Below are 22126 nucleotides of genomic sequence, written 5' to 3'. Positions count from 1 at the left end.
CGAGGACGCGCTGCAAATACTGCTCGATCGAACGCAGCCGTCACCATTTGCCGCAGGCGCGACAGTGGCCGGGGGAACAGTCTAGCCGAGGCGGTGAGCTGGCCCGCATGCCGCTACGGTGGAGCCGAAACGAGGGCACTATGGTCGTTCGAGGGTTCGACGAAGATCTAGGAGCGCCGTGACACCGTTCGTTCTGCACTGCGGAAATCCGCCGTTGCCGATCACGCTGACCGACGTCCCACTGCGCACCGCCGATGCCGTACCGACAGACGACGACTGCAGCGCGATCTTCTCCGACATCGAATCCGCACCGGCCCCCCGCATCATCGTCCTGGGCAGCGACGCGTCCCTGGCGGCCGTACTGACCCGATTGATGCGCACCGACCGTCTGCACGTCGAAGTCGCGTTCGTACCGGAGACCGCAACCGACGCCGCCCACATCTACAAGCTCGGAACCGGATCTCGCGCCGCCAAAGTGGCACTGACGGGCAAGGCGTCGAGCACACCCCTCATTCGCGACGACGCAGGCAAGGCCGTCGTCGGTCGCGCACTCCTCGGCGGTGCCGGCGGCGCGGAACTCGAAGGCGAGGCCTACGTCGACGACACTCGGTTGTTCTCCGGAGTCGTACCCGGCGTCGAGGTGGCACCGACTCCGGAGTTGCCGGGACTGCGCGCGCGAGTGATCAGCCGCCGACGATTTCTGCCTCGCCGCTGGGTGAGCGGACGGGCGATGCAGCTCGGCTCCCCCGCCGCAGACCTGATCCGCGACGGCATTGCCGGCGACAGAACGGTGAAGCGGTCGACGTTCTATCGTCACCACGAAGAGTGGCTGCTGGTCCGATGACCGTTCCGCTGCGCCGCAGCCCCGTTCTGCCGAGCCCGGTGTTCGTGGCCGTTCTCGCCGTCGCGGGAGTAGGCGGCGCACTGGCTTGGACGGCCGAGGACGTCACGTCGCTCACGGCGCGTCTCGGGGTGTTCGTTCTGGTGCTGGCCGGCTGGATCGCGTCGGTGTGCCTGCACGAATTCGGGCACGCATTCACCGCATTTCGCGCCGGCGATCGAGAAGTCGAACTCCGCGGCTATCTGACGCTCAACCCGCTGAAGTACACCCACCCGTTGCTGTCCATCGTCTTGCCGGTGGTATTCATCGCGATCGGCGGAATCGGACTTCCGGGCGGGGCCGTGTACCTGCGGACCGGCCAGTTCTCGGCGTCCACGCAGCGGCGCATCGCCCTCGCCGGCCCCTTCGCCAATGCCGTTGTCGCCGTGGCACTTCTGATCGTCATTCGCGTGTTCGGCACGGACGGCACTCATCAGGCCTTCTGGTACGGGCTCAGCTTCCTGGCGTTCCTGCAGATCATGGCCACGATCCTGAACCTGATTCCGGTACCGGGACTCGACGGATACGCCGCGCTGGAGCCCTCGCTCTCGCCCGCCACCCGTGCATCGCTGAATCAGTTCAAGGGCTACGGAATCCTCGTGCTCGTCGCGTTGCTGTTCGTGCCCGCAGTCAACTCCGTGTTCTTCGGTGCGATCTACACCCTGTTCGGCCTGTCCGGTGTTCCCGAGTTCTTCGCCGGCAACGGCAACTACCTGATGCGATTCTGGCTGTGACGGCTGGTTCATCCAGGAGTAGCGGGAAGAATTGCACGGTATCGAGCGCGATCGACGGGATTCCGTCGATGCAGGCAGGTTCTGTGCAGACTTTCCCGATTGTGTCGGTGCTCGGTCGCATAATTTCCCCATGACGACGTGGAACGACTTCTCGACGGCAGCACCGAGCCTGGCATCGGCGGTGCGCACCAGATTCACCGCCCACAAGCACCATGTACTCGCGACGCTCCGGGTGGACGGCTCACCGCGCGTCAGCGGAACCGAGGTCGAGTTCGACGACAGCGGCGTCCTGCGCCTCGGCTCGATGCTCGGAGCCGTCAAAGCACGAGATCTGCAGCGCGACGGACGGTTCGCGCTGCACAGCAATCCTGGTCACCATTCGATGGAGGGTGGGGACGCGAAGATCGGCGGGCGTGCCGTCGAAATCACCGATCCTGCTGTGCTGCAACCGATATTCGACGCCGCGCCGGGCGAGCTGGTGCCGTACCACGTGTTCGATCTCGACATCACCGAAGTCGTACTGACCTCACTGGTGGACGATCACATGCAGATCGACGTGTGGCGTCCCGGCTCCGACGTACATACCGTCACCAGGTGAGCTCTTCCTTGCACGTTCGGCCGTGCGCGGCGGGTTCGACCTGCACCGTGGCGTGATCGAGTCCGTAGCCGGACAGCAACGACTTGGCACGATCGAGCACCATCGACGACGACCCCTCGCATTCGAGGTGCACCGTGGCCACATCCATTCCGGTGGTGAGTGTCCACACGTGCAGGTCGTGCACCCCCGTCACGCCCGGTAATGCGCTCAGGTCGCCGGTCAGCGCGTCGACGTCGACATTTGCCGGGCTCGCCTGGGTGAGAATGCGCAGCGCCGACCCGGCGAGCTTGATCGCACGCGGAATGACCCACAGCGAGATCAGGACACCGACGACGATGTCCGCCCACGTCCACCCGAACACGACCATCAGCACGCCGGCCACGAGCACGCCGACACTACCGACCGCATCGGCCAGAACCTCCATGTACGCACCGCGGACGGCCAGGGAATCCTTGGCATCGCCGCGAATGAGCAGCATCACGACGATATTGGCCGCGAGACCGGCCGTCGCGGTGAGAATCAGTGGTACGCCGGGGATTTCAGGAGCGTCGCCGATGCGTGAAATCGCCTCGTACATGATGAATGCCGCAACACCGAGCAACAGAACCGCATTTGCGATGGCGGTCAACACCTCTGCCCGATGCCAGCCGAATGTTCTTGCCGCTGCAGCACTTCCCTTGCGAGCGAGCATCAACGCAATCAGACCCATCGACATGCCGAGCACATCGGTGAGCATGTGGCCGGCGTCGGCAAGCAGGCCGAGCGACCCGATAGCCAAGGCGACGGTTGCCTCGACGACGAGGAACACCACCAGGATCGCCAGCGCAACGACCATCTTGCGCACCCGAGACCTGGGCGGCCCCGCACCTGCAGGCGAGTGACCGCCCACGCCGTGGCTGTGCCCGTGACCCGCGCCCATGACTCCCCCTGGTGACCGATGTCGACTTCCGGAAGTCACCATATGCGTACATACGCATATATGCAATGATGTGCTCGGGTCACAACTCCGGCGGGACGTGCGGATGGTCCACCGTCGGCGGAAGTGTCGCCAAGGCAGAAATACGCTTGAGCCCGGCGACCTGCAGCAGGTCGACGATGATCGATCGCAACTGCGCCAACACCACCGTCGCCGACAGACCGGCGTTCGAGATCAACTCCGGCTTGGCACCGGCCGCAACCGACCTCAACACTCGCGCCGCTTCTGCCGCGTCGGGCTTCTGTCCCGGATCGGCGAGGATCATCTGCCGCAACACCTCCACCGCATGCGCCAACTTCTCCACCTCGTCGACGACACGCGGATCGAGGATCTCGTCGTCGCGCACCAACGTCAGCGACCGGCGCGCGAGCACCCGGATATTGCGGACGGCGTTGTCGATGGGATCGGCCGTAGCCGCGAGCGCCGCAAGACGATTGCGGTGATTCCAGTACATCGGAGAGATTCGCGCGATCTCCCGGCCGCCCTTGAGGTCGGTCCGCAGAGCATCGATACCGGACTGCGTCGCACGCGCCTTGCGCAACGCCTCCTCGATCGGTTTGGGATCGTTGGCCACCAAACCGTCGGCCACCTTCTGCAACACGCTTGCAGCCGTCGCCAACACGCTCGCCGCATCCTTACGGGCTCGCCACACCGGATGCGTCGGGATCAACGCCACGATCGCGATGCCCACCAGACCACCGACCAACGCGTCGACCATGCGGTTGGGGCCACCCATGTTGCCGGGTGGAATGAGTGTCGCGACCAGCACGGCGGACGATCCGGCCTGCATCGCGATGATCGGGCCGCCGTCGAGGAACACCGCAGCCGACATCGCCAACACCACGACAAGAGCGATCTGCCACGGACCGCTGCCGATCAGTGAGATCAGCAGATCTCCGATGCCGATGCCCACCGTCACTCCGACGACGAGTTCGGCCGATCGGCGCACCCGCGCACCGAGCGAGACGCCCAGTGAGACTACAGCGGCGATCGGCGCGAAGAACGGGCTCTCGTGACCGACGATGTCCGTCGCGACGAACCACGCCACACCTGCCGCCAACGCGCACTGAATGATGGGCAGCAGCGACAACTTCAGCCGAGCGCTGCCCGATTTCACTCGGGTTCGGCCGCGCACCCGGCTGGCGCGGGCCCGGTCAGCCCAGGCCGAGCGCTTCTGCTGCCTTGGGGTCACAGTCTTCGAGGAGGTCGAGGCAGCGGGCGTACTCGTCGTGCTCGTTGATGTCGCGGGCCGCTTTGGCGAGGACTGCGACGCATCGGAGGAATCCTCGGTTGGGCTCATGGCTGTACGGGACCGGCCCGAATCCCTTCCATCCGTTACGACGCAACTGGTCCAGACCTCGGTGGTAACCGGTACGAGCATAGGCGTACGCAGTGATGGTGGCACCGGACTCGAGGGCGGCCTCGGCCAGGTAGGCCCACGCGATGGACGCCGTCGGGTGCGCCGCCGCGACAGCCTCGGGCGCTTCGTGGTTCAGCAGCGCGGATTCGGCCTCGTCGTCTCCGGGCAACAGTGTGGGTTGGGGTCCGAGCAGATCACCGAAAGAAGTCATGGCGCTCATTGTGCCCTTACGTCACCGAATCGTGTCCGAACACCCCCGGTGGCGCTCGCGGCGAGCGGCACACCCGGTCGATAGGCTGCCAGCTGACGAAATCGAGAACCTCCGAGTTCTCGGATGAATTCGGTGAACGAGGGAGAACACATGCCGGACGAGAAGAAGAAGGCGCCCTCCGAGGCCGACGCAGCCACCGAGAAGATCGACCTGGGCAAGAAGAAGCAGGTCGACGAGCCCGCCGAGACTCCGACCGAGAAGATCGTCACTACCCCAGCCGAGGAACCGGCAGCAGCGGAGGCGAAGCCGGTCGCGAAGCCGACTGCAGCCCCGCGTCGTATCCCGCCGCGAAGCCCGTCCGGCGCGCCGGCGAAAGATGTTGCAGCAGAGAAGAAATCACCAGCCGCAGTGCCGCAGCCGGTCGGACCCAGGAAGATCGAGCCGCAGCAACCGCGACCGAAGCAGGTCGGTCCTCAGCGCGTCGGACCTCCGCCGGCCGAACCCGGCAAACCGAGCCGGAAGAAGTGGTGGGCGGCGCTGGTGGCTGTGGTTGTCGTGGTCGCGGCAGTCGCAGCCGGTGCGTATCTGCTGATCGACCGCACGGGCGTCGACGACTCCCCGGAGGCACGGATCAGAACGACCGTCGAGTCGTTCACCCGCGCATTGGCCGACGGCGACCTCGCCACGCTGCGCAGTACCTCGTGCGGTGACCTCGCGACGTTCTACCGAGACATCCCGGACGCGGAGTTCGCCGATGTCCACCGCGTCTCGGCCGAGCAGGGCAACATCCCGACCCTCGACAGCATCGACGCCATCCAGGTCGGCGACGACACCACCGCGATCGCCCAGGTCATCGCGCACACCGAGGCCAACCCGAACGATCGATCGCCGCGCACCTTCGACCTGCGCCTCGAAGGCGATCAGTGGAAGGTGTGCAGCTGACGCTGCAGTGGCGTGAGGGAGCCTGCGGGTCGCTCCGCAGGCTCCGCTCCTATGTGCCCCAGAGGGCACTTATCCACGCCACTGCCGGCTAGCCGGCACTCACGCTGCGACCGGCGGACTTCAGGTCGTTGCAGGCCTCGACGACGCGGGCGGTCATGCCGGCCTCCGCCTTCTTGAGGTAGCTGCGCGGGTCGTAGGCCTTCTTGTTGCCGACCTCGCCGTCGACCTTCAGAACGCCGTCGTAGTTGGAGAAGAAGTGTCCGGCGATGGGACGGCTGAACGCGTACTGGGTGTCGGTGTCGACGTTCATCTTCACCACGCCGTACTCGAGAGCCTCTTCGATCTCGCTCTTCGCCGATCCCGATCCGCCGTGGAAGACGAAGTCGAACGGCTTGGAACCCGATGCCAGGCCCAGCTTCTCCGACGCGACCTTCTGGCCGTCCGCCAGCACCGACGGCTTGAGCTTGACGTTGCCCGGCTTGTAGACGCCGTGCACGTTGCCGAACGTCGCCGCCAGCAGGTAGCGCGAGCCCGCGTCGCCCGCGCCGAGGGCCTCGACGGTCTTGAGGAAGTCCTCGTTGGAGGTGTAGAGCTTGTCGTTGATCTCCGCCTCGACGCCGTCTTCCTCGCCGCCGACGACACCGATCTCGACCTCGAGAATGATGTTCGCTGCCGCCGCGCGGGCGAGCAGGTCCTTGGCGATCTCGAGGTTCTCGTCGATCGGGATGGCCGAGCCGTCCCACATGTGCGACTGGAACAGCGGGTTCTTGCCTGCGTCGACGCGCTCCTGCGAGATCGCGATGAGCGGCCGAACGTAGGTGTCCAGCTTGTCCTTGGGGCAGTGGTCGGTGTGCAGAGCGATGGTGACGTCGTACTTGGCGGCGATCACGTGCGCGAACTCGGCGAGCGCCACAGCGCCGACGACCATGTCCTTGATGCCCAGTCCCGAGCCGAACTCGGCTCCACCGGTCGAGAACTGGATGATGCCGTCGCTACCCGCGTCGGCGAAGCCCTTGATGGCGGCGTTGATGGACTCGGAACCCACACAGTTGATTGCCGGAAAGGCGAACTTGTGTTCCTTCGCCCGGCCCAGCATCTCGGCGTAGACCTCGGGAGTTGCGATAGGCACGGCGTCATTCCTCCATTGAAAAGTTCGGTTGTGTCCTGTGCAGTATGGCAACCTCCGGGCCCGGTGTCGTGCGTACCCGCATCGCTGAGGTCATTGCGCGGGAGATCGAACCGGGCAGCGTGTTCACAGCCGGGCGACACCAACTACAGAAGGACTTCCCGGTTCAGGCCGGTAGTGTGGGCGCGGTGAGTCTTCTAGCTGCATCGGAATCGGTGACGACCAATCTGGCGTTGTTACCTGGATTTCTCGACCCCGTGAACCTGCTCAACTCCTTCGGTCACTGGGTGCTGATCGGGCTGCTGCTGGTCGTGTTCATCGAGTCCGGGCTGCTCTTTCCGCTGCTCCCAGGCGATTCTCTCCTCTTCACGGCCGGGTTGATCGCAGCGTCGAAGTCCACCGAGATCGAGCCGTTCGCGTCCATCTGGACTCTCGTGATCCTGATTCCGATCGCGGCAATCCTCGGTGATCAGGTCGGCTATCTGATCGGCACGAAGGGCGGCGCAGCCCTCTTCAAGAGCAACGATTCGCGCTTCTTCAAGAAGAAGTACATCGACGAATCGCATATTTTCTTCGAGAAGCACGGTCCGATCACCATCATGCTGGCGCGCTTCGTGCCGATCGTGCGTACGTTCGCACCGGTCGTCGCGGGTGCGTCGCACATGAAGTACTCGCTGTTTCTCACCTACAACGTCGTCGGCGGCGTGCTCTGGGGCGCGGGTGTGACCACCCTCGGTTACCTGCTCGGGCAGATCGCGTTCATCCGCGACCACGTCGACATCATCTTTCTGCTGATCGTGGCGGTATCGGTTCTGCCGATCGCGTGGGAGGTGGGCAAGCGCATGCTCAAGGCCCGCACGACTCCACTCGGCGAGGCAACGGACGTCATCGAGGCAGACGCCCCGGACGCCAAGTCCTGATCCTGACATTCCGAAAGTGATCTAGACCATGTCTTCGATTGCCACTGCGCTTCCCACGGTGTCCGTTCAAGCCGTCGGTAGTTTCGGTCCGCTGGAGACCGCGGGCCCCCTCGTCGTGTGGATCATCGTGATGACTTTCGTGTTCATCGAATGCGCGGTGATCATCGGGTTGTTCCTGCCGGGAGATTCGATGCTGATCACGGCAGGAATCGTGATGGCAACCCACGCGTCGGGCACCGGTCACATCTGGGCGCTGTCGCTCGGTGCGATGGTCGCCGCCATCGCCGGCAATCAGGTGGGGTACTCGATCGGTCACCGCACAGGCTCGACGCTGGTGGCCCGCAAGAACGGCAAATACCTCAACACCAAGAACCTGCACAAGGTCAATCTCCTGCTCGAGAAGCACGGATTCTGGGCGGTGCTGGTCGCGCGATGGATCCCCTGGGTGCGCACCCTGTGCCCGCTCGTCGCAGGTGCCGCGAAGATGGACCACCGCAAGTACACGATCGCCAGCACTCTCGGCGCCATCATCTGGGCTCCGGTGCTGTTGCTGATCGGGTTCTACTTCGGCTCGTTCATCGACGGCATCCCGTGGCTGATGCCCGCCGTCCTCATCGGCATGGTCGTGCTGCTGGTCGTCGGAACCGGACTCGGCATCTGGCAGTACCGCAAGGAAATGGCACGCCCCGAAGAGACCATCGAGGTCGAAGAGGTCGTGGAGTAGCGACTCAGAAACCTGCAGCTGCGACGCGGTACGCGGCTTCCATGAGCATCCATCCGCCCAGTTGGACCGACAGGTCTCGCTCGGGTACGTCGGACGGTCGGACTGTTCCTTCGGTGAAGCTGGCGATGTGCAGACCCTGTCCAGGGAATCGGGCTTCGCGGGTCCAGTCGGCTCCGAACAGCGGGTTGTCTTCCACTTCGAGGCGGTTCTCCCAGGCTGCTTCGGCCGAGTTCAGCACGATCGCAGCTGCGAGTTCGCGAGCTCGGTCGTCGGCGTCGGAGTCCCCGGGCAGCTTCACCGCGACCATCGCCAGGTAGCGCGCGAGGATCGGATTGAACAGGCCGCCGTCTCCCCCACCGCCGCCGGTGATGACGAGGTTGCGGGTCAGGTGGTTGTCGACTGCGTCGACCAGAGCGTGGACTCGCTGCGCGTGCCTGGGTTCGCCGAGCCGAACTGCGAGTTCGGTCTCTAGACCCAACGTGACGCCCTGGCAGTAGCTGTACACGGCGCGTTCCATCTCACCGGGTTTGCCGGCGTCGACGAGTGCGCGAGTGGAATGCATTCCGTCGAGAATCAGCCCCGTGCGCTCGTCCCTGAGGGTGTGGTCCATCCAGTCGGCCATCTCCTGGGCACGCCACAGCCGACCGGTGCGCGCCAACAAGATCGCGGCCGGACCGTTGGCGGGTGCGTTGTAGAAGTCGGACTTCTTGCGCCACGGAATGCCGCCGCCCTCGGCCGGTGCCCAGGCGTCGAACAATTCCATCTCGATCTGCTGGATGCCACCGCGATTGCCGACGAAGTGCTTCCGCTGCGCCCGTTCGAGCGCCAACCCGAGCCACGCCATGTCGTCGTAGTAGTTGTTGGTCCACCCGCTGACGTTGCGTGTTCGGTGCGCTCGGGTGATCTTGTTCAGTCGCCGACGGCGCTTGGGGGTGAGATCGCGATCTGCGGCGTCGACGGCGCAGTCGAGCAGGTGGGCCTGCCACCAGTAGTGCCAGCGCAGGAACATCCGTTCCTTCCGGACCGGTGGCCAGGCGACGACTCCCAAGGTCGTGCCCGGTAGCCCCCAGAGCCGACGCATGTGCCGCGCGACGACGGCCCCCTCCGCGGCGTCCGCACGCTGCGACCACAACTCCTGCATACCTGCAATCCTGCCACTACCGTTGCAGATTCGTTACATCCCGCCCCGGAAACCGCCCCCGAAACCGTTCCGGAACCCGCTGCGGTGTCACCACGCAGTATCGATGTCGGCATGCCGCCGAATCCACGAGTGCATGGCAATTCCCGCGGCAACCCCGGCATTGATACTGCGGGTGGAACCGAACTGGGCGATCGATACGGTCATCGACGCCGATTCGCGGGCACTGTCGGTGACGCCCGGTCCCTCTTGTCCGAAGAGCAGCAGGCAGTCGCGCGGCAACTCCGCCGTCTCGATCGGTACCGACCCCGGGGTGTTGTCGACGGCCACGACGACGAGGCCCTGCTCCGCGGCGAACGCCATCAGCGCTTCCACTGTGTCGTGGTGGTGGATGTGCTGGTAGCGGTCGGTGACCATGGCACCGCGGCGGTTCCACCGACGTCGCCCGACGATGTGCACCGCCTGGGCGGCGAAGGCGTTCGCGGTGCGCACCACCGTCCCGATGTTGGCGTCGTTGGTGAAATTCTCGATGGCGACGTGCAGCGAATGCCGTCGGGTGTCGATATCGGCGACGATTGCCTCGCGCCGCCAGTAGCGGTAGGCGTCGACGACGTTGCGGCGGTCACCGCCTGCGAGCAGTTCCGGGTCCAACCGTGGGTCGTCGGGTGGTGGTTCGGCGTGGGTGTCGGACCACGGTCCGACACCGTTGGGGTTCTCGCCCCATTCGGTGGGACCGGCATCGTCCGACGGAGAAGTGCTGTCGCTGGTCAATAGATTTCGTTGCTGTCCGGTGCGATGCGGAATCCGTGTCCGGTCGCGTCGTCGACGCACGAGATGCCGTTATCGGCGGACGTGCAGGTGAATCCGTTCTCGGCGATGGTCGCCCCGACCGCGAGCGGTGGATCGATCGTTTCCCCACCCGAGGTGTAGACCACGCCGCCGGAGCACATGAAGGCCGCCGGCCCTTGATTGGTGACTCGAATACCGTTGCCCCAGTTGATCATGCAATCCTCTGGCCGCGGCGGCACCGGAGTGGTGGCGCCCTGACACCCGGCCTCGGTGCGGTTCGACAACGGCACGATTCCACACTGGAACAGACCGTCGGGGGAACTGAAGTAGAAGGCACCGCCGATGGCGGCGTACGTCGTCTGCGGTTCCGCGGTGGGCGGCGGCTCGACCGGAGGCGGGGGCGGCGGGAGCGCTTCTTCCGTCGTCGTCACCGGCTCAGGAGTGGTGGTTGCCGTGGTCGTCGTCGGCGCGAGAGTGGTGGTCGACGGCTGCGGCGGCGGCTGGGCAGCGGACTCACTGCTGCAACCGGCGAGAACGAGCGCCGCGGCCCCGATTCCCACCGACCAGGCTCGAAACCGACCCATTCGCCTTGCCCTGCTCGAACGCACCCTGCTCGAACCCCACGTACTCAGCATGAAGAAACCCCGACCCACCTTTCGACACCGATTGCTCGAAAGACCGACGATACCGGCGTCAGGGCCGGCATCGTTCGGCGACGAGTTCTAGGTGTGGCTCAGGCGCCGGTTGACCTCGCGAGTGAGCCACGCGGGCGAGAAGCGCGAGCCGAGCGAGAGCGCCTTGGACGGCAAGCCGACCGGGAAATGCACCTTGTGGAGCCGACGCTTCACCGGCCGGGTCGCGTCGAAGATCGCGTCGGACACGTCTTTGACGGTGAGCCGGACACCCAGCGAACTCGTGGTGCCCGTCGACACGCCCTGGGTCATCGCAGTCTGGACGAACAGCGGCCACATGGCCTTGACCGAGATGTCGTACTTGCTCCACTCGAGATCCAACGCCTCGGTGATGCCGCGTACCGCGAACTTGGTTGCGCCGTACGTCACCAGCTCGGGCTGACCGTAGATGGCCGACGCCGAACACAGGTTGACGACCTGCGCGCCTGCCGTGTCCTTGAGGTATGGGAAAGCCGCGAGGGTGCCGTAGACGACCCCGTTGACGTTGATGTCGATCTGACGGCGGTGCACCGACAGCGGCATGTCCTCGAAAGCGCCCGCGGCGAGGATACCGGCGTTGTTGATCAGAATGTCGAGTCGACCGTCGCCCTCGGAGACGAACTCCTTCAACCGGGTTTCCCACTGGTCGGAGTTGGTTACATCCAAGATGCCGGTGACCACACGGCCGCTGAGCGAGGCAGCTTCCTTGCCGAGCGATGCCAAGCCGGTCTCGTCGATGTCGTAGGCACCGACGAGGTAGCCACTGGCGGCGAACTTGAGGGCCGTCGCGCGGCCGATACCGGCAGCTGCGCCTGAGATGAAGACAGTTGGTCGAGTCACATCGATCACCGTACATGTAACCCTACTTACCGGTAACCCCCTATCGTCGAATATCCAACGGCCGCTTTCGGCGGCGTAGGAGCACCGAAGTGAACAACGCGAGAATCGTGCGATCCGTCGTCGTCGTGACGATCGGCTACGCCCTTGTGCTGGCGATCTGGATCGGTTGGTTGAGGGACCGCACCCCACCGGGAACGCTTCCGTATCAATTGGCAGCCCTGGTCGCCGGATTCGGCGCAGCTCTGGGACTGGCGATGCTGATCGCCGGACGCCCGACACGTGAGCAGAAGGAACTGATCGAACACGGCGTGGAAGGGTGGGCGACGGTCGATGCCATCCGCCGGATCGACGACGACACCGCCGAGTTGGACCTCGAATTCACCGTGCCGGGGTCGGGCAGCTACTTCGGCAAGATCGTCTACGACATCCCACGTTCGGACAGCTCACGATTCGAGCCGGGCACCGTCATCGCCGTTCGCGTCGACCCTGCCCACCGCGAGCGGGTACTGCTTCTACCCCGAGGCCAGGGCCTCGACGAGTAGGACCTGCGCCGCCACATAGGTCGAGAGGATGACCGCTTCCGCGGCGCGCCGCCGACGGTCCTCGGTCAGGAAGAGCCGTCTGAACACGATCAGCGCGTCGGAGACGGTGAACAGAACACCGCCGATGATCAGCCTGCGATCGCCGCCGCGCGAGACCGAACGCGCAGACAGGGTCGACGTGGTCGCGAGCACCGCACCGTAGCCGGTCAGGGTCGACGCCACCGCGGGCTGCCGCCGGGCCAGGAGCGTCGACGCGACTGCCCATCCGGCGTATCGCGGAACGGCGTCGAGCAGCGTCGGACGCGCATCCCGACGGAGCAGCAGATACGTATAACTGCCCTGCATCACCGCGAACGCACGCGCGCCCCATTCCAGAGCGGAATCGTCGTCGGGGTCGATCAACAGAACATCGCCGACCGTGGCCGCCGCAAGACCCGCCAGGAGCACCCGATCTCGCGCTGGATCGAGCCCGCTCGCCAGCGCCGGGACGATCAGAGGCTTGGCCATGCGCTGCACGGGCATCGACCCCGCCGCCGCACCGACCACGGTCACCGCACCCGCTATCAGCGCGGCTGCACGAGCCCGCCGAACCCGACCGACAACCATCGCAGACCTCCACCGACAATCTCGTCACAGCGCAAGTCACATGTGACGCTGACCCCTATCGCTTGATACTCGCAGGTCGCGTCGCCATCGTGGAGAGGTCGGTCGGATCATATCGAGGTAGTGGGGACCATCATGCGCCGCAAACTCACCGGGCAGGACAGTTCGGGACGATCCGCCTTCGCCGGCAATCCCAACCCGTTGCTCCGCGACTGCGACGTTCGCCAGGCGCGCATCAAGCACTGGGTGACCGCACTGCTGATACTCATGGTTCCGGTGTCGCTGTGGATCGGTGCCACTGCCCACTCCGATCAACAACAGCGACTCGAAGACCAGAAGAATTCGATTCACCAGGTCACCGCGACCACGACGGCAGTCGCACAATCCGTGCCCGCCGTATCCACCGAGCTCGGCGCATCCGGCGCAGCCGCGACAGCCGTCGACTCACGCTGGGTCTACCGAGGCGTCGAGCACACCGGACGCGTCAGCGTCGACACCGGATCGCCTGCCGGGACCACCACGCAGATCTGGGTCGACAACAGCGGCGACCTGAGCATGCGCCCCCTGACCTCGTCGGATGTCGTCGCCGCATCCATTTTCAACACCATCGGCAGCTGGGTGCTCGTGGCATCCGTTCTCATCGGTGCCTATCAATTGATGCGCTTCCGCTACGACGGTCGACGGGACGCCGAGTGGGACCGCGAGATCGCCGATCTGCTGCGGCAACACTGATTCGAGCTCGTCCATCGCCCTGGCCTCGAGCGCATTTTGCGATAGATAGTTAGTGTATGTAACAATAAATCGGTGAGTCACTCCGACGAAGACATCCGAGATCTCCTCTCGCAGCTGGTCACCAGCTCGTCGCGCTTCGTCCGATTGGCCGCACGGTTCGGCAGCGACGAATGGCCGAGGGCGTGGATGCGAGCCCTGTCGTTGCTCGAGGAGTACCAGCCCCTGCGCATCAGCACCTTCGCAGAGCTGGACCGCTGCTCCCAACCCTCGGCAACGGCACTACTGGCCAAGTTGAGCAGCGCCGATCTCGTCACCAGGCGACCCGACCCCGACGATTCGCGTGCCGTCCTCATCGAGATGACCGAGGCCGGCCACCGATGGCTCGCCGAAGGTCGACGCCACCTCGTCGACGGACTTCTCCCGTACCTGTCCGACCGCGACCCAGAACAGATCCAGAAACTGACCGACGGCTTGAGCGAGCTTCGCAGCATCCTCGAGCCCGTCGATCACGAAACGAGAGGAACTCTTTCGTGACCACCAGCACCTCGACCGACAGCCTGCTGAAGCAACCTCGCGCAGTATGGGCAGTTGCGTTCGCCAGCGTCATCGCCTTCATGGGCATCGGTCTCGTGGACCCCATCCTCAAGCCCATCGGTGAACAGCTCGACGCCTCGCCTTCGCAGGTGTCACTGCTGTTCACCAGCTACATGCTCGTCACCGGCATCGCGATGCTGATCACCGGAGTGGTGTCGAGTCGCTTCGGCCCCAAGCGCACGCTGCTGGTGGGACTGGCGATCATCGTCGTCTTCGCAGCCTTGGCAGGCACGTCCGGATCGGTCGGCGAGATCATCGGATTCCGCGCAGGCTGGGGGCTGGGCAACGCCCTGTTCATCGCGACGGCGCTGTCGACCATCGTCGGTGCCGCATCGGGAGGTGTCGCACGCGCGATCATCCTCTACGAGGCAGCACTCGGTATCGGTATCGCGACCGGCCCTCTCGTCGGTGGAGTTCTCGGCGGGTTCAGCTGGCGCGGACCGTTCTTCGGCGTCGCCGCACTGATGGCCGTCGCGTTCATCCTGCTCATCGTCATGCTCCCGGACACCCCGAAGCCCGCCCGCACCACGTCGATTCTCGATCCGTTCCGCGCGCTTCGTCACCGCGGCCTGCTCACTGTCGGCATCACTGCGCTGCTCTACAACTACGGATTCTTCACCCTCCTCGCCTACACCCCCTTCCCGTTGGACATGGGCACCTACTCCATCGGCTTCATCTTCTTCGGCTGGGGCCTGTGCCTGGCCGTGGCGTCGGTGTTCGTCGCGCCGAAACTGCAGCGGGCCTTCGGAACGCTGAACATGATGATGCTCGCGCTACTGCTGTTCGCCGTCGACCTGGCCGTCATGGCGATGTTCACCGAGAACAAGACCGTCCTCATCGTCGGAACCGTCGTGGCCGGGTTGTTCCTCGGCGTCAACAACACGCTGATCACCGAGACCGTGATGATCTCGGCACCGGTCGAGCGCTCGACGGCATCGGCGGCCTACAGTTTCGTTCGCTTCACCGGCGGGGCCGCGGCTCCCTACCTGGCCGGCAAACTGGGCGAGTCGAACATGCACGTTCCGTTCTGGGTGGGTGCCGCCTGTACTGCTCTCGCCATCGTCGTGTTGGCAACCGGCCGGAAAGTGCTCGCTCACGTCGACGATCACGAACCCGCACCTCACAGCATCGACGAGGCCCGCGCGGTGACGGTCGGCGACTGAAATACGTTCACCCGACTGGGTTTTCGCGGCGGTCGAGATGTACGCATCTCGACCGCCGTTTCACGTCTCGAATCTCTCTCGTCACATACGTCCCATCAGTAACACTTTCATAACCAATTCTCAGGTAAAGCTCTGAACGGTTCCCGAGACCGGCCGGTTGGTTTACGGTCACGTCAACACGGTTGTTCGTGTGACTCACCAACTACACCCGTTCCGCGTGGGAGGGCGGGTGCGTGCAGCACGATGCTGCCACTGACCGAAGGGCCACAATCTCCATGTCGCAGAAGTCGATCGCCAGGTCCAAGAAGGCGCGCCTCGCCGCTGCCGGGGCCGCCATGGCACTGTCCCTCTCCATCGCCGCACCGGGAATCGCCAGTGCGCAGGAGCAGACACCCGAAAGCTCCTCCGTCGAACAGCCCGCCACCGAAGAAGGCACCGAGTCCGGCGCTCCCACCGCGGAAGAGGGCGCAACCGTCGAGGGATCGGCCACCGTCGACGGGCAGATCGAAGCGCCTGCTCCGGCCGTCACCCCTGAAGACGCCGCAGCTGCCGCCGCAGCTGCAGTGCCGGCCCCCGAGGTCCCGTCGGCCATCCGCCCACTGCCGCAGGTGACCGGTGGCGTCGTCTTCAACGACGACGGCACCGCGACGGTCAACCTGGACATCATCCCGCAGCTGTCCGACGCCGAGAAGCAGGCGATCGCCGACGCCGAGGCCGAGAGCAAGGCAGCGGTGGAAGCCACCACTGCCGCCCAGGTGCGGCTCGAGACCGCCAAGGCCGCCGAGGCCACCGCGAGCACCGACGCCACCAAGGCAGAGGTTGCCGCAGCCGAGGCCGACGTCAAGGCCAAGACGGCCGCCGCAGAGGCCAAGGCCGCTGTGGTCGCCAGCACGGCCGCCAGTGCTGCGGTCACCGCAGCCAAGAACGACGCTGCCGAGCTGAAGACCACCGCCGACGAGGCCAACGCTGCAGCGGACCAGGCCGAAGCCGACGCGACAGCAGCCGAGGAGCTTGCCGTCCAGCTCGAGGCCGCAGCGGTATCGGGCGATCCCGAGGCCACCGCAGAAGCCGAGGCAGCTCGCGCCGATGCGAACGCCAAGGCCGAACTGGCAGCAAGCGCCAAGGTCGAGGCAGATGCGTCGACCAAGGCAGTCGAGGATTCCGTCGCGGCACTGCAGGAGTCGTTCAAGAGCCTCAACCTCGCCAAGATCGCGGCGGCCACCAGGGCCGCAGCCGCGACCGCAGCGAAGTCGCTGGCACTGCACGTCGAAGCGCAGACGGCCGCTGCCGTGGCCGCGATGGCCGAGCAGAACGCTCTGAACCTCGAAGCTGCAGCCGAGGCCGCAGCAGGTGAGGAAACCGAATCCGAGAAGGCCGCAGCCGACGCCCGGACAGCAGCAGATGCTGCCAAGGCCGACGCCGACGCCAAAGCCGACGCGGCCACCGCAGCTCAGGCTGCGCTCGACGCCGCGCCGTCGGACGCCGATATCGCTGAGTTGGAGGCCGCGGCCGCCGACGCCGCACAGGCAGTGACGGATGCCAACGCAGCCGTTGTGGCCGCCGACGCAGATCTGGCGACCAAGACCGAGGCAGCCGCAGCAGCCAAGACCAAGGCCACCGAGGCCGCGACCGCGCTGAAGACCGCACAGGACGAAGCGACGGCCGCAAAGGCCAACTCCGACGAGAAGGCCAAGGCCGAAGCCGATCTGAAGGCCGCAGCCGCCGAATTGGCTGCCAGCGGACCGAAGTTCGAGTGGACGATCAATCTCGGAAACACCGTCCGCGAGGACGTTCCGGTCACCGAGGTCGACGAGAACACCGTCGTCGTCGACAAGACCGGTGTCTCCCTGGTCGGCGTCAAGAACGAGGACGGATCGTTCACGGTCGCGGACTACTTCACCACCGACGAGAACGGTGTCGTCAGTGTTGCCGGCGATCTGCCGCCGGTCGATCTCGCTCTCGGCGACTCCTCCGACGAGGCGTCGGGCGCATCGGACAGCTCGTCGAACACCCCGGTGATTCTCGCCGGAGTCGGCGTGGTCGTCGTCGCGGCGGCAGGCGGAGCGTTCTACCTGCGTCGCCGCAGCTCCACCGATGCCACCTCGTAGTACCCGCTGGTTGTGGACGGCGACCCTGACCTTCGTTCTCCTCGTATCAGGTTGTGCGAGTGACGAAGTCGGGGTCGCCGCGCCGGATCGCTCGCCGGTGCAGTCACAGATCTCCGTGGCGGCACCGGCGAGCGACGTCGCTCCCGCTCAGCCGGAACACATCGAACTCCGGTCCTCGGACGGCACGACCTATCTGAGCAGCCCCATCCATCCCGATCCGCTCTACCGCGGCGGCGACAGTGGCCAGGTACTCAACCCCGTCGACGAGCTACCTGCCTGGTGGGCCGAGAGCGGCATGCCGGGAACCTCCACCGAACAAACGGTAGTGGTTGCCGGACACAATTATTCGAAGCGCGACGCGCCGTTCAAGGCGCTGCGCGTGGTGATGCCCGGCGATACCGTCGCGTTGCGCACAGCGAGCGGCACTCTGGAGTACGCGGTCGAATCGGTCGGCCCCTTACCGAAGGGGTCGCTGTTGGCCGACAACGAACTCCGACGCTCGGTGCCCGGACGATTGATCCTGGCGAACTGCGACGTCCAAGGCGGCGAACCCACCGACGACAACTTCGTCGTCGTCGCGCAACTGGTTCAGTAAATCTCGACGATTGTCTCAACAGGCCTTGCATTCATGCGCATCATAACTACGATTGCGGAATGAACCCTTCGCGATCACTCCGCGTCGCCATCGTCGGTGCCGGACCGGCAGGCATCTACGCCGCCGACGCGCTCATGAAGTCCGACCACAATGTCAGCGGACCGGGCGTCAGCATCGACCTCTTCGAGCGCATGCCCGCGCCGTTCGGGCTCATCCGCTACGGCGTGGCCCCCGACCACCCACGCATCAAGGGCATCATCACCGCCCTGCACAAGGTGCTCGACAAGCCCCAGGTACGCCTGCTCGGCAACATCGACTACGGCACCGACATCACCCTCGACGACCTGCGCCGCTTCTACGACGCCGTCATCTTCTCCACCGGAGCCAACGCCGACCGCGCACTCAACATCCCCGGCATCGACCTCGACGGCAGCTACGGCGCCGCCGACTTCGTCTCCTGGTACGACGGCCACCCGGACGTGCCCCGCACCTGGCCCCTCGACGCCGAGAAAGTCGCCGTCCTCGGCGTCGGCAACGTGGCCCTCGACGTCGCACGCGTCCTCGCCAAGACCGGCGACGAACTGCTCCCCACCGAGATCCCCGCCAACGTCTACGAAGGCCTCAAGGCCAACAAGGCCATCGAAGTACACGTCTTCGGCCGTCGTGGACCGGCTCAGGCCAAGTTCACCCCACTCGAACTCCGCGAGCTCGACCACTCCCCCAACATCGAGGTCATCGTCGCCCCCGAGGACATCGATTACGACGAGGGCTCCGAGCAGGCCCGCCGCAGCTCCAAGCAGATCGACATGGTCGCCAACACCCTGCAGGACTGGGCGATCCGCGACGTCGGCAAGCGCCCGCACAAGCTGTTCCTGCACTTCTTCGAATCCCCCCACGAGGTTCTCGGAGACAACGGCAAGGTCGTCGGCCTACGCACCGAGCGCACCGAACTCGACGGCACCGGCAACGTCACGGGCACCGGCAAGTACAACGACTGGGACGTCCAAGCCGTCTACCGCGCCGTCGGCTACCTCAGCCAGAACATCAGCCAACTCCCCTTCGACGAGCAGGCAGACACCATCCCCAACGAGGCCGGACGCGTCGTCGAGTCCCCCTCGTCCACCACACCCGTCCCCGCCACCTACGTCACCGGCTGGATCAAACGCGGACCCGTCGGCCTCATCGGCCACACCAAAGGCGACGCCAACGAAACCGTCGCCAACCTGCTCGAGGATGCGCCGAACTTCGCCGGTGCCACCGAGCCCGATCTCGACGCCGTCACCTCGTTCCTCGACGGCAAGCAGGTCCCCTTCACCACCTGGGACGGCTGGTACCGCCTCGACGCCCACGAACGCTCACTCGGCGAACCCGAAGGCCGCGAACGCGTCAAAGTCGTCGAGCGTGAGGACATGCTCAAAGCCTCACAGCCCTGAGGGATTCCCTCGCACTGTTCGGATCGACACAAAAGGACACCGCATGACCAGCACTACCGACATCACGACCGTAGTCACCGATCGGGCATTCCTCGAGTGCCCCCGATGGCACGACGGACGCATCTGGGTATCGGATCTCTATGCGCACGAGGTTCTTTCGATCGGCGACAACGGGGACATCAACGTCGAAGCAACTGTGGAAGGCCGGCCGTCGGGGCTCGGTTGGTTGCCGGACGGCCGTCTTCTCATCGTATCGATGACCGACGGGCTCGTACTACGCCGCGAATTCGACGGCTCCCTGGTAACCCACTCGGATGTATCGGCTCTCGCTACCGGCAAGCTCAACGACATGGTCGTCGACGATCGCGGCCACGCGTACATCAGCACGTTCGGCTTCGAGTTCCGCAGCCGCTCATACGTCGAGTCCGCGGTGCTGATCCACGTTGCACCGAACGGCCACGCCGACATCGCAGCGGGAGACCTGTTGTTCCCCAACGGTTCTGTGATCACACCGGACCGCACACTGGTGGTCGCAGAGTCGATGGGAAACCGGATGACGGCGTTCGATGTGGATGACACCGGCACCCTGTCCAACCGCCGCACCTGGGCGGCATTCGGCCCTGAAGTTCCGCGCACAACGGTCAAGGACGCGATGAGCGCAGCCCAGGTTGCCCCCGACGGCATCGGCCTGGATTCGGAAGGGGGGATCTGGGTAGCCGATGCACTCAATCGACGCGTGATTCGCGTCATCGAAGGTGGCGATATTGTCGGCGAAAAGACCTTCGGGACCGGCGTTTTCGCGTGTGCACTCGGCGGCCAGGATGGAAAGACCCTGTTTGCATGCGCAGCACCGTCGTCTTCGGAGCGTGAACGGGAAAGCACGCGAGATGCAAGCCTGCTCTCGGTGCGCGTGGATATTCCCGCATAGTCCGCGCCAACGAAAATGGGCCCCTCACCGAGGGGCCCATTTTGGTAGGCGATCAGTTCGTGAATTGAATCAGCTTGGTTTCGAGGAAGGAACTCAATCCCTCGACGTTGCCCTCGCGCCCGAGTCCGGACTGTTTGTAGCCGCCGAACGGTTGCGTGACACACATGTCCCAACTGTTCACCGAAATCTGACCGGTGCGAATCCGTCGGGCCATGCTCTCTGCCAACGTCGCATCCTCCGCGTAGACGGCACCCGAGAGTCCGTAATCGGAATCATTGGCGATCGCGACGGCTTCATCGGTGGAGTCGAACGGAATGACAACGACGACGGGGCCGAAGATCTCTTCCTGGGCGATGCGCATGTCGTTGGTGACATCTGCGAACAACGTCGGCTCGACGTACCAACCTTTCTCGATACCGGCGGGCCGGCCGCCACCGGTGACCAGACGTGCGCCCTCGGCCTTTCCGACCTCGATGTAATCGAGAACGCGGGTGCGCTGACGCTCAGCGGCCAATGGTCCGATGACCGTCCCCTCTTCCCGGGGATCACCGACGGGGACCGACTCGAAGATCGCCTTGATGGTCTCGACGATCTCGTCCTGACGGTGACGCGGTACGACGATGCGAGTGATTGCTGCACACACCTGCCCGCTGTGTCCGATACCGGCGAACGCGAGAGCCGGGAAGACCTTGTCGAGGGCGATGTCGTCAGCGATGATGCCTGCCGATTTGCCACCGAGCTCGAGGGTGACGCGGGCGATGCGCTCGCCGCAGATGCTCATGATCTTGCGGCCGGCAACGGTCGAACCCGTGAACGAGATCTTGTCTACGCCCTTGTGCCGCACCAGATGCTCGCCGGTCTCCCGTCCACCGGGAAGCAAGCTGATGACTCCCTCGGGCAGACCGGCGGCTTCGAGCGCCTCGGCGAGAATCATCGTGCTGACTGGGCCCTCGGGTGCCGGCTTGAGGACTACCGTGCACCCGGCAGCGAGTGCCGGTGCGATCTTCAGCGACGCGGTGGCGACGGGGCCGTTCCACGGAATGATCGTGGCGACGACGCCGATGGGCTCGCGCACGAGAGTGCCGTGCCCCTCGGCCCAGCTGCGCTCCTCCTCGAACTCGAAGCGCTCGTGCAGAGTCGACGCGTCCCCCCACATCTTGAGCGCGTTGTTGTGGAACGCGACGCTCGCGCCTGCCGGGGCTCCGATCTCGGCCGTGAAGGCCTCGGTCATCGCGTCGAAGCGCTTTTCCACTTCTTCCTGAATGCGGATCAGGTACGGCGCGCGCTCGGCGGGTGTCATGCGGGGCCAGGGGCCCTCGTCGAATGCCTTGCGAGCCGCGGCAACTGCTTTGTCGATGTCAGCAGGCATCGCCTCCGGAACGGTCGCGAGGAGTTCTTCGGTGATCGGCGAGACCACCTGAATCATCCTGTCGGAGGACGGCTCGACCCATTTTCCCCCGATGAACAGTTTGTCGTAGCTCTTCAATGTGCTCGAGGTCGGAACTGTTACGGTCATCGT

24 protein-coding genes are annotated in these 22126 nt (G+C 65.1%); 14 read left to right on the top strand and 10 right to left on the bottom strand.

Going from position 1 to position 22126, the window contains the following annotated elements; translation table 11 throughout:
- Positions 1-178: 178 nt before the first annotated feature.
- From CH291_RS14020 to CH291_RS14010, 3 genes are all read left to right on the top strand, one after another.
- The gene (locus tag CH291_RS14020) at positions 179-844 is read left to right on the top strand and encodes a hypothetical protein (RefSeq protein ID WP_094687841.1); all 666 of its coding nucleotides are present in this window, start codon (positions 179-181) and stop codon (positions 842-844) included.
- The gene (locus CH291_RS14015) at positions 841-1614 is read left to right on the top strand and encodes a site-2 protease family protein (RefSeq protein WP_094687840.1); all 774 of its coding nucleotides are present in this window, start codon (positions 841-843) and stop codon (positions 1612-1614) included. Before CH291_RS14020 ends, CH291_RS14015 begins: the two co-directional genes overlap by 4 nt.
- A 130-nt stretch (positions 1615-1744) precedes the next feature.
- Positions 1745-2212, top strand: coding sequence for a pyridoxamine 5'-phosphate oxidase family protein (locus CH291_RS14010; RefSeq protein ID WP_179276536.1), 468 nt, complete (start codon positions 1745-1747; stop codon positions 2210-2212).
- Here CH291_RS14010 and CH291_RS14005 read toward each other — a convergent pair.
- From CH291_RS14005 to CH291_RS13995, 3 genes are all read right to left on the bottom strand, one after another.
- Positions 2202-3131, bottom strand: coding sequence for a cation diffusion facilitator family transporter (locus CH291_RS14005; protein ID WP_094640957.1), 930 nt, complete (start codon positions 3129-3131; stop codon positions 2202-2204). The genes CH291_RS14010 and CH291_RS14005 overlap by 11 nt on opposite strands.
- A 79-nt stretch (positions 3132-3210) precedes the next feature.
- Complete coding sequence (locus CH291_RS14000) at positions 3211-4305, bottom strand: FUSC family protein (protein WP_094640956.1); 1095 nt, start codon at positions 4303-4305, stop codon at positions 3211-3213.
- 37 nt (positions 4306-4342) lie between these two features.
- On the bottom strand, positions 4343-4759 hold the full coding sequence (locus CH291_RS13995; RefSeq protein WP_068053907.1) for a DUF3151 domain-containing protein: 417 nt from the start codon (positions 4757-4759) through the stop codon (positions 4343-4345).
- A gap of 150 nt (positions 4760-4909) precedes the next feature.
- Between CH291_RS13995 and CH291_RS13990 the strand changes: the two genes are divergently transcribed.
- Positions 4910-5701 carry an Rv0361 family membrane protein gene (locus CH291_RS13990; protein ID WP_256980846.1) on the top strand — a complete coding sequence of 264 codons (792 nt, stop codon included), beginning with the start codon at positions 4910-4912 and terminating at the stop codon, positions 5699-5701.
- An 88-nt stretch (positions 5702-5789) separates the two neighbouring features.
- On the opposite strand, the gene fbaA is transcribed toward CH291_RS13990, so the two are convergent.
- Positions 5790-6830 (bottom strand): class II fructose-bisphosphate aldolase, encoded by a 1041-nt coding sequence (gene fbaA / locus CH291_RS13985; protein ID WP_068053901.1) that lies wholly within the window; start codon positions 6828-6830, stop codon positions 5790-5792.
- A 176-nt stretch (positions 6831-7006) separates the two neighbouring features.
- Here fbaA and CH291_RS13980 point away from each other — a divergent pair, with 176 nt between their 5' ends.
- Together CH291_RS13980 and CH291_RS13975 are read left to right on the top strand one after the other, a co-directional pair.
- Positions 7007-7747 (top strand): VTT domain-containing protein, encoded by a 741-nt coding sequence (locus CH291_RS13980; protein ID WP_373455138.1) that lies wholly within the window; start codon positions 7007-7009, stop codon positions 7745-7747.
- Positions 7748-7775: 28 nt separating this feature from the next.
- Positions 7776-8471: a DedA family protein gene (locus CH291_RS13975; RefSeq protein ID WP_094687838.1), complete on the top strand. Its 696-nt coding sequence runs from the start codon at positions 7776-7778 to the stop codon at positions 8469-8471.
- Between the two features lie 4 nt (positions 8472-8475).
- Here CH291_RS13975 and CH291_RS13970 read toward each other — a convergent pair whose 3' ends face one another.
- The 4 genes from CH291_RS13970 to CH291_RS13950 form a co-directional block, all read right to left on the bottom strand.
- On the bottom strand, positions 8476-9612 hold the full coding sequence (locus CH291_RS13970; protein ID WP_094640954.1) for a glycoside hydrolase family 76 protein: 1137 nt from the start codon (positions 9610-9612) through the stop codon (positions 8476-8478).
- Between the two features lie 87 nt (positions 9613-9699).
- The gene (locus tag CH291_RS13965; RefSeq protein WP_094687837.1) at positions 9700-10380 is read right to left on the bottom strand and encodes a TrmH family RNA methyltransferase; all 681 of its coding nucleotides are present in this window, start codon (positions 10378-10380) and stop codon (positions 9700-9702) included.
- Positions 10377-10982: a DUF6636 domain-containing protein gene (locus tag CH291_RS13960; RefSeq protein WP_179276535.1), complete on the bottom strand. Its 606-nt coding sequence runs from the start codon at positions 10980-10982 to the stop codon at positions 10377-10379. The genes CH291_RS13965 and CH291_RS13960 overlap by 4 nt, the downstream gene beginning before the upstream one ends.
- Before the next feature lie 138 nt (positions 10983-11120).
- Positions 11121-11909 carry an SDR family oxidoreductase gene (locus tag CH291_RS13950; RefSeq protein ID WP_068053942.1) on the bottom strand — a complete coding sequence of 263 codons (789 nt, stop codon included), beginning with the start codon at positions 11907-11909 and terminating at the stop codon, positions 11121-11123.
- An 89-nt stretch (positions 11910-11998) separates the two neighbouring features.
- Between CH291_RS13950 and CH291_RS13945 the strand changes: the two genes are divergently transcribed.
- Positions 11999-12451: a hypothetical protein gene (locus CH291_RS13945; RefSeq protein ID WP_094687834.1), complete on the top strand. Its 453-nt coding sequence runs from the start codon at positions 11999-12001 to the stop codon at positions 12449-12451.
- Here the strand turns inward: CH291_RS13945 and CH291_RS13940 are convergent.
- The gene (locus tag CH291_RS13940; RefSeq protein ID WP_094687833.1) at positions 12422-13057 is read right to left on the bottom strand and encodes a lysoplasmalogenase; all 636 of its coding nucleotides are present in this window, start codon (positions 13055-13057) and stop codon (positions 12422-12424) included. The genes CH291_RS13945 and CH291_RS13940 overlap by 30 nt on opposite strands.
- 132 nt (positions 13058-13189) lie before the next feature.
- Between CH291_RS13940 and CH291_RS13935 the strand changes: the two genes are divergently transcribed.
- The 7 genes from CH291_RS13935 to CH291_RS13905 all read left to right on the top strand — a co-directional run bounded on the left by CH291_RS13935 (position 13190) and on the right by CH291_RS13905 (position 20607).
- Positions 13190-13786: an Rv1733c family protein gene (locus tag CH291_RS13935; RefSeq protein ID WP_143545925.1), complete on the top strand. Its 597-nt coding sequence runs from the start codon at positions 13190-13192 to the stop codon at positions 13784-13786.
- A 72-nt stretch (positions 13787-13858) separates the two neighbouring features.
- Positions 13859-14320: a MarR family winged helix-turn-helix transcriptional regulator gene (locus CH291_RS13930; protein WP_094687831.1), complete on the top strand. Its 462-nt coding sequence runs from the start codon at positions 13859-13861 to the stop codon at positions 14318-14320.
- Positions 14317-15543 carry an MFS transporter gene (locus CH291_RS13925; protein WP_094687830.1) on the top strand — a complete coding sequence of 409 codons (1227 nt, stop codon included), beginning with the start codon at positions 14317-14319 and terminating at the stop codon, positions 15541-15543. The genes CH291_RS13930 and CH291_RS13925 overlap by 4 nt, the downstream gene beginning before the upstream one ends.
- Positions 15544-15818: 275 nt before the next feature.
- On the top strand, positions 15819-17651 hold the full coding sequence (locus CH291_RS13920) for a hypothetical protein (RefSeq protein WP_094687829.1): 1833 nt from the start codon (positions 15819-15821) through the stop codon (positions 17649-17651).
- Between the two features lie 97 nt (positions 17652-17748).
- On the top strand, positions 17749-18246 hold the full coding sequence (locus tag CH291_RS13915; protein ID WP_256980845.1) for a class F sortase: 498 nt from the start codon (positions 17749-17751) through the stop codon (positions 18244-18246).
- 59 nt (positions 18247-18305) lie between these two features.
- Positions 18306-19679: an FAD-dependent oxidoreductase gene (locus CH291_RS13910; protein ID WP_094687827.1), complete on the top strand. Its 1374-nt coding sequence runs from the start codon at positions 18306-18308 to the stop codon at positions 19677-19679.
- Between the two features lie 43 nt (positions 19680-19722).
- On the top strand, positions 19723-20607 hold the full coding sequence (locus CH291_RS13905; RefSeq protein WP_094687826.1) for an SMP-30/gluconolactonase/LRE family protein: 885 nt from the start codon (positions 19723-19725) through the stop codon (positions 20605-20607).
- A 52-nt stretch (positions 20608-20659) separates the two neighbouring features.
- Here CH291_RS13905 and CH291_RS13900 read toward each other — a convergent pair whose 3' ends face one another.
- Positions 20660-22123: an aldehyde dehydrogenase gene (locus tag CH291_RS13900; RefSeq protein ID WP_094687825.1), complete on the bottom strand. Its 1464-nt coding sequence runs from the start codon at positions 22121-22123 to the stop codon at positions 20660-20662.
- Positions 22124-22126: the final 3 nt, after the last annotated feature.

Origin of the sequence: Rhodococcus sp. 14-1411-2a, from assembly GCF_002259485.1 — a bacterium.
Taxonomy (GTDB): domain Bacteria; phylum Actinomycetota; class Actinomycetes; order Mycobacteriales; family Mycobacteriaceae; genus Rhodococcoides.
The sequence above is the reverse complement of the archived record's forward strand: the minus strand, read 5'-3'. Positions and strand labels throughout refer to the sequence as shown.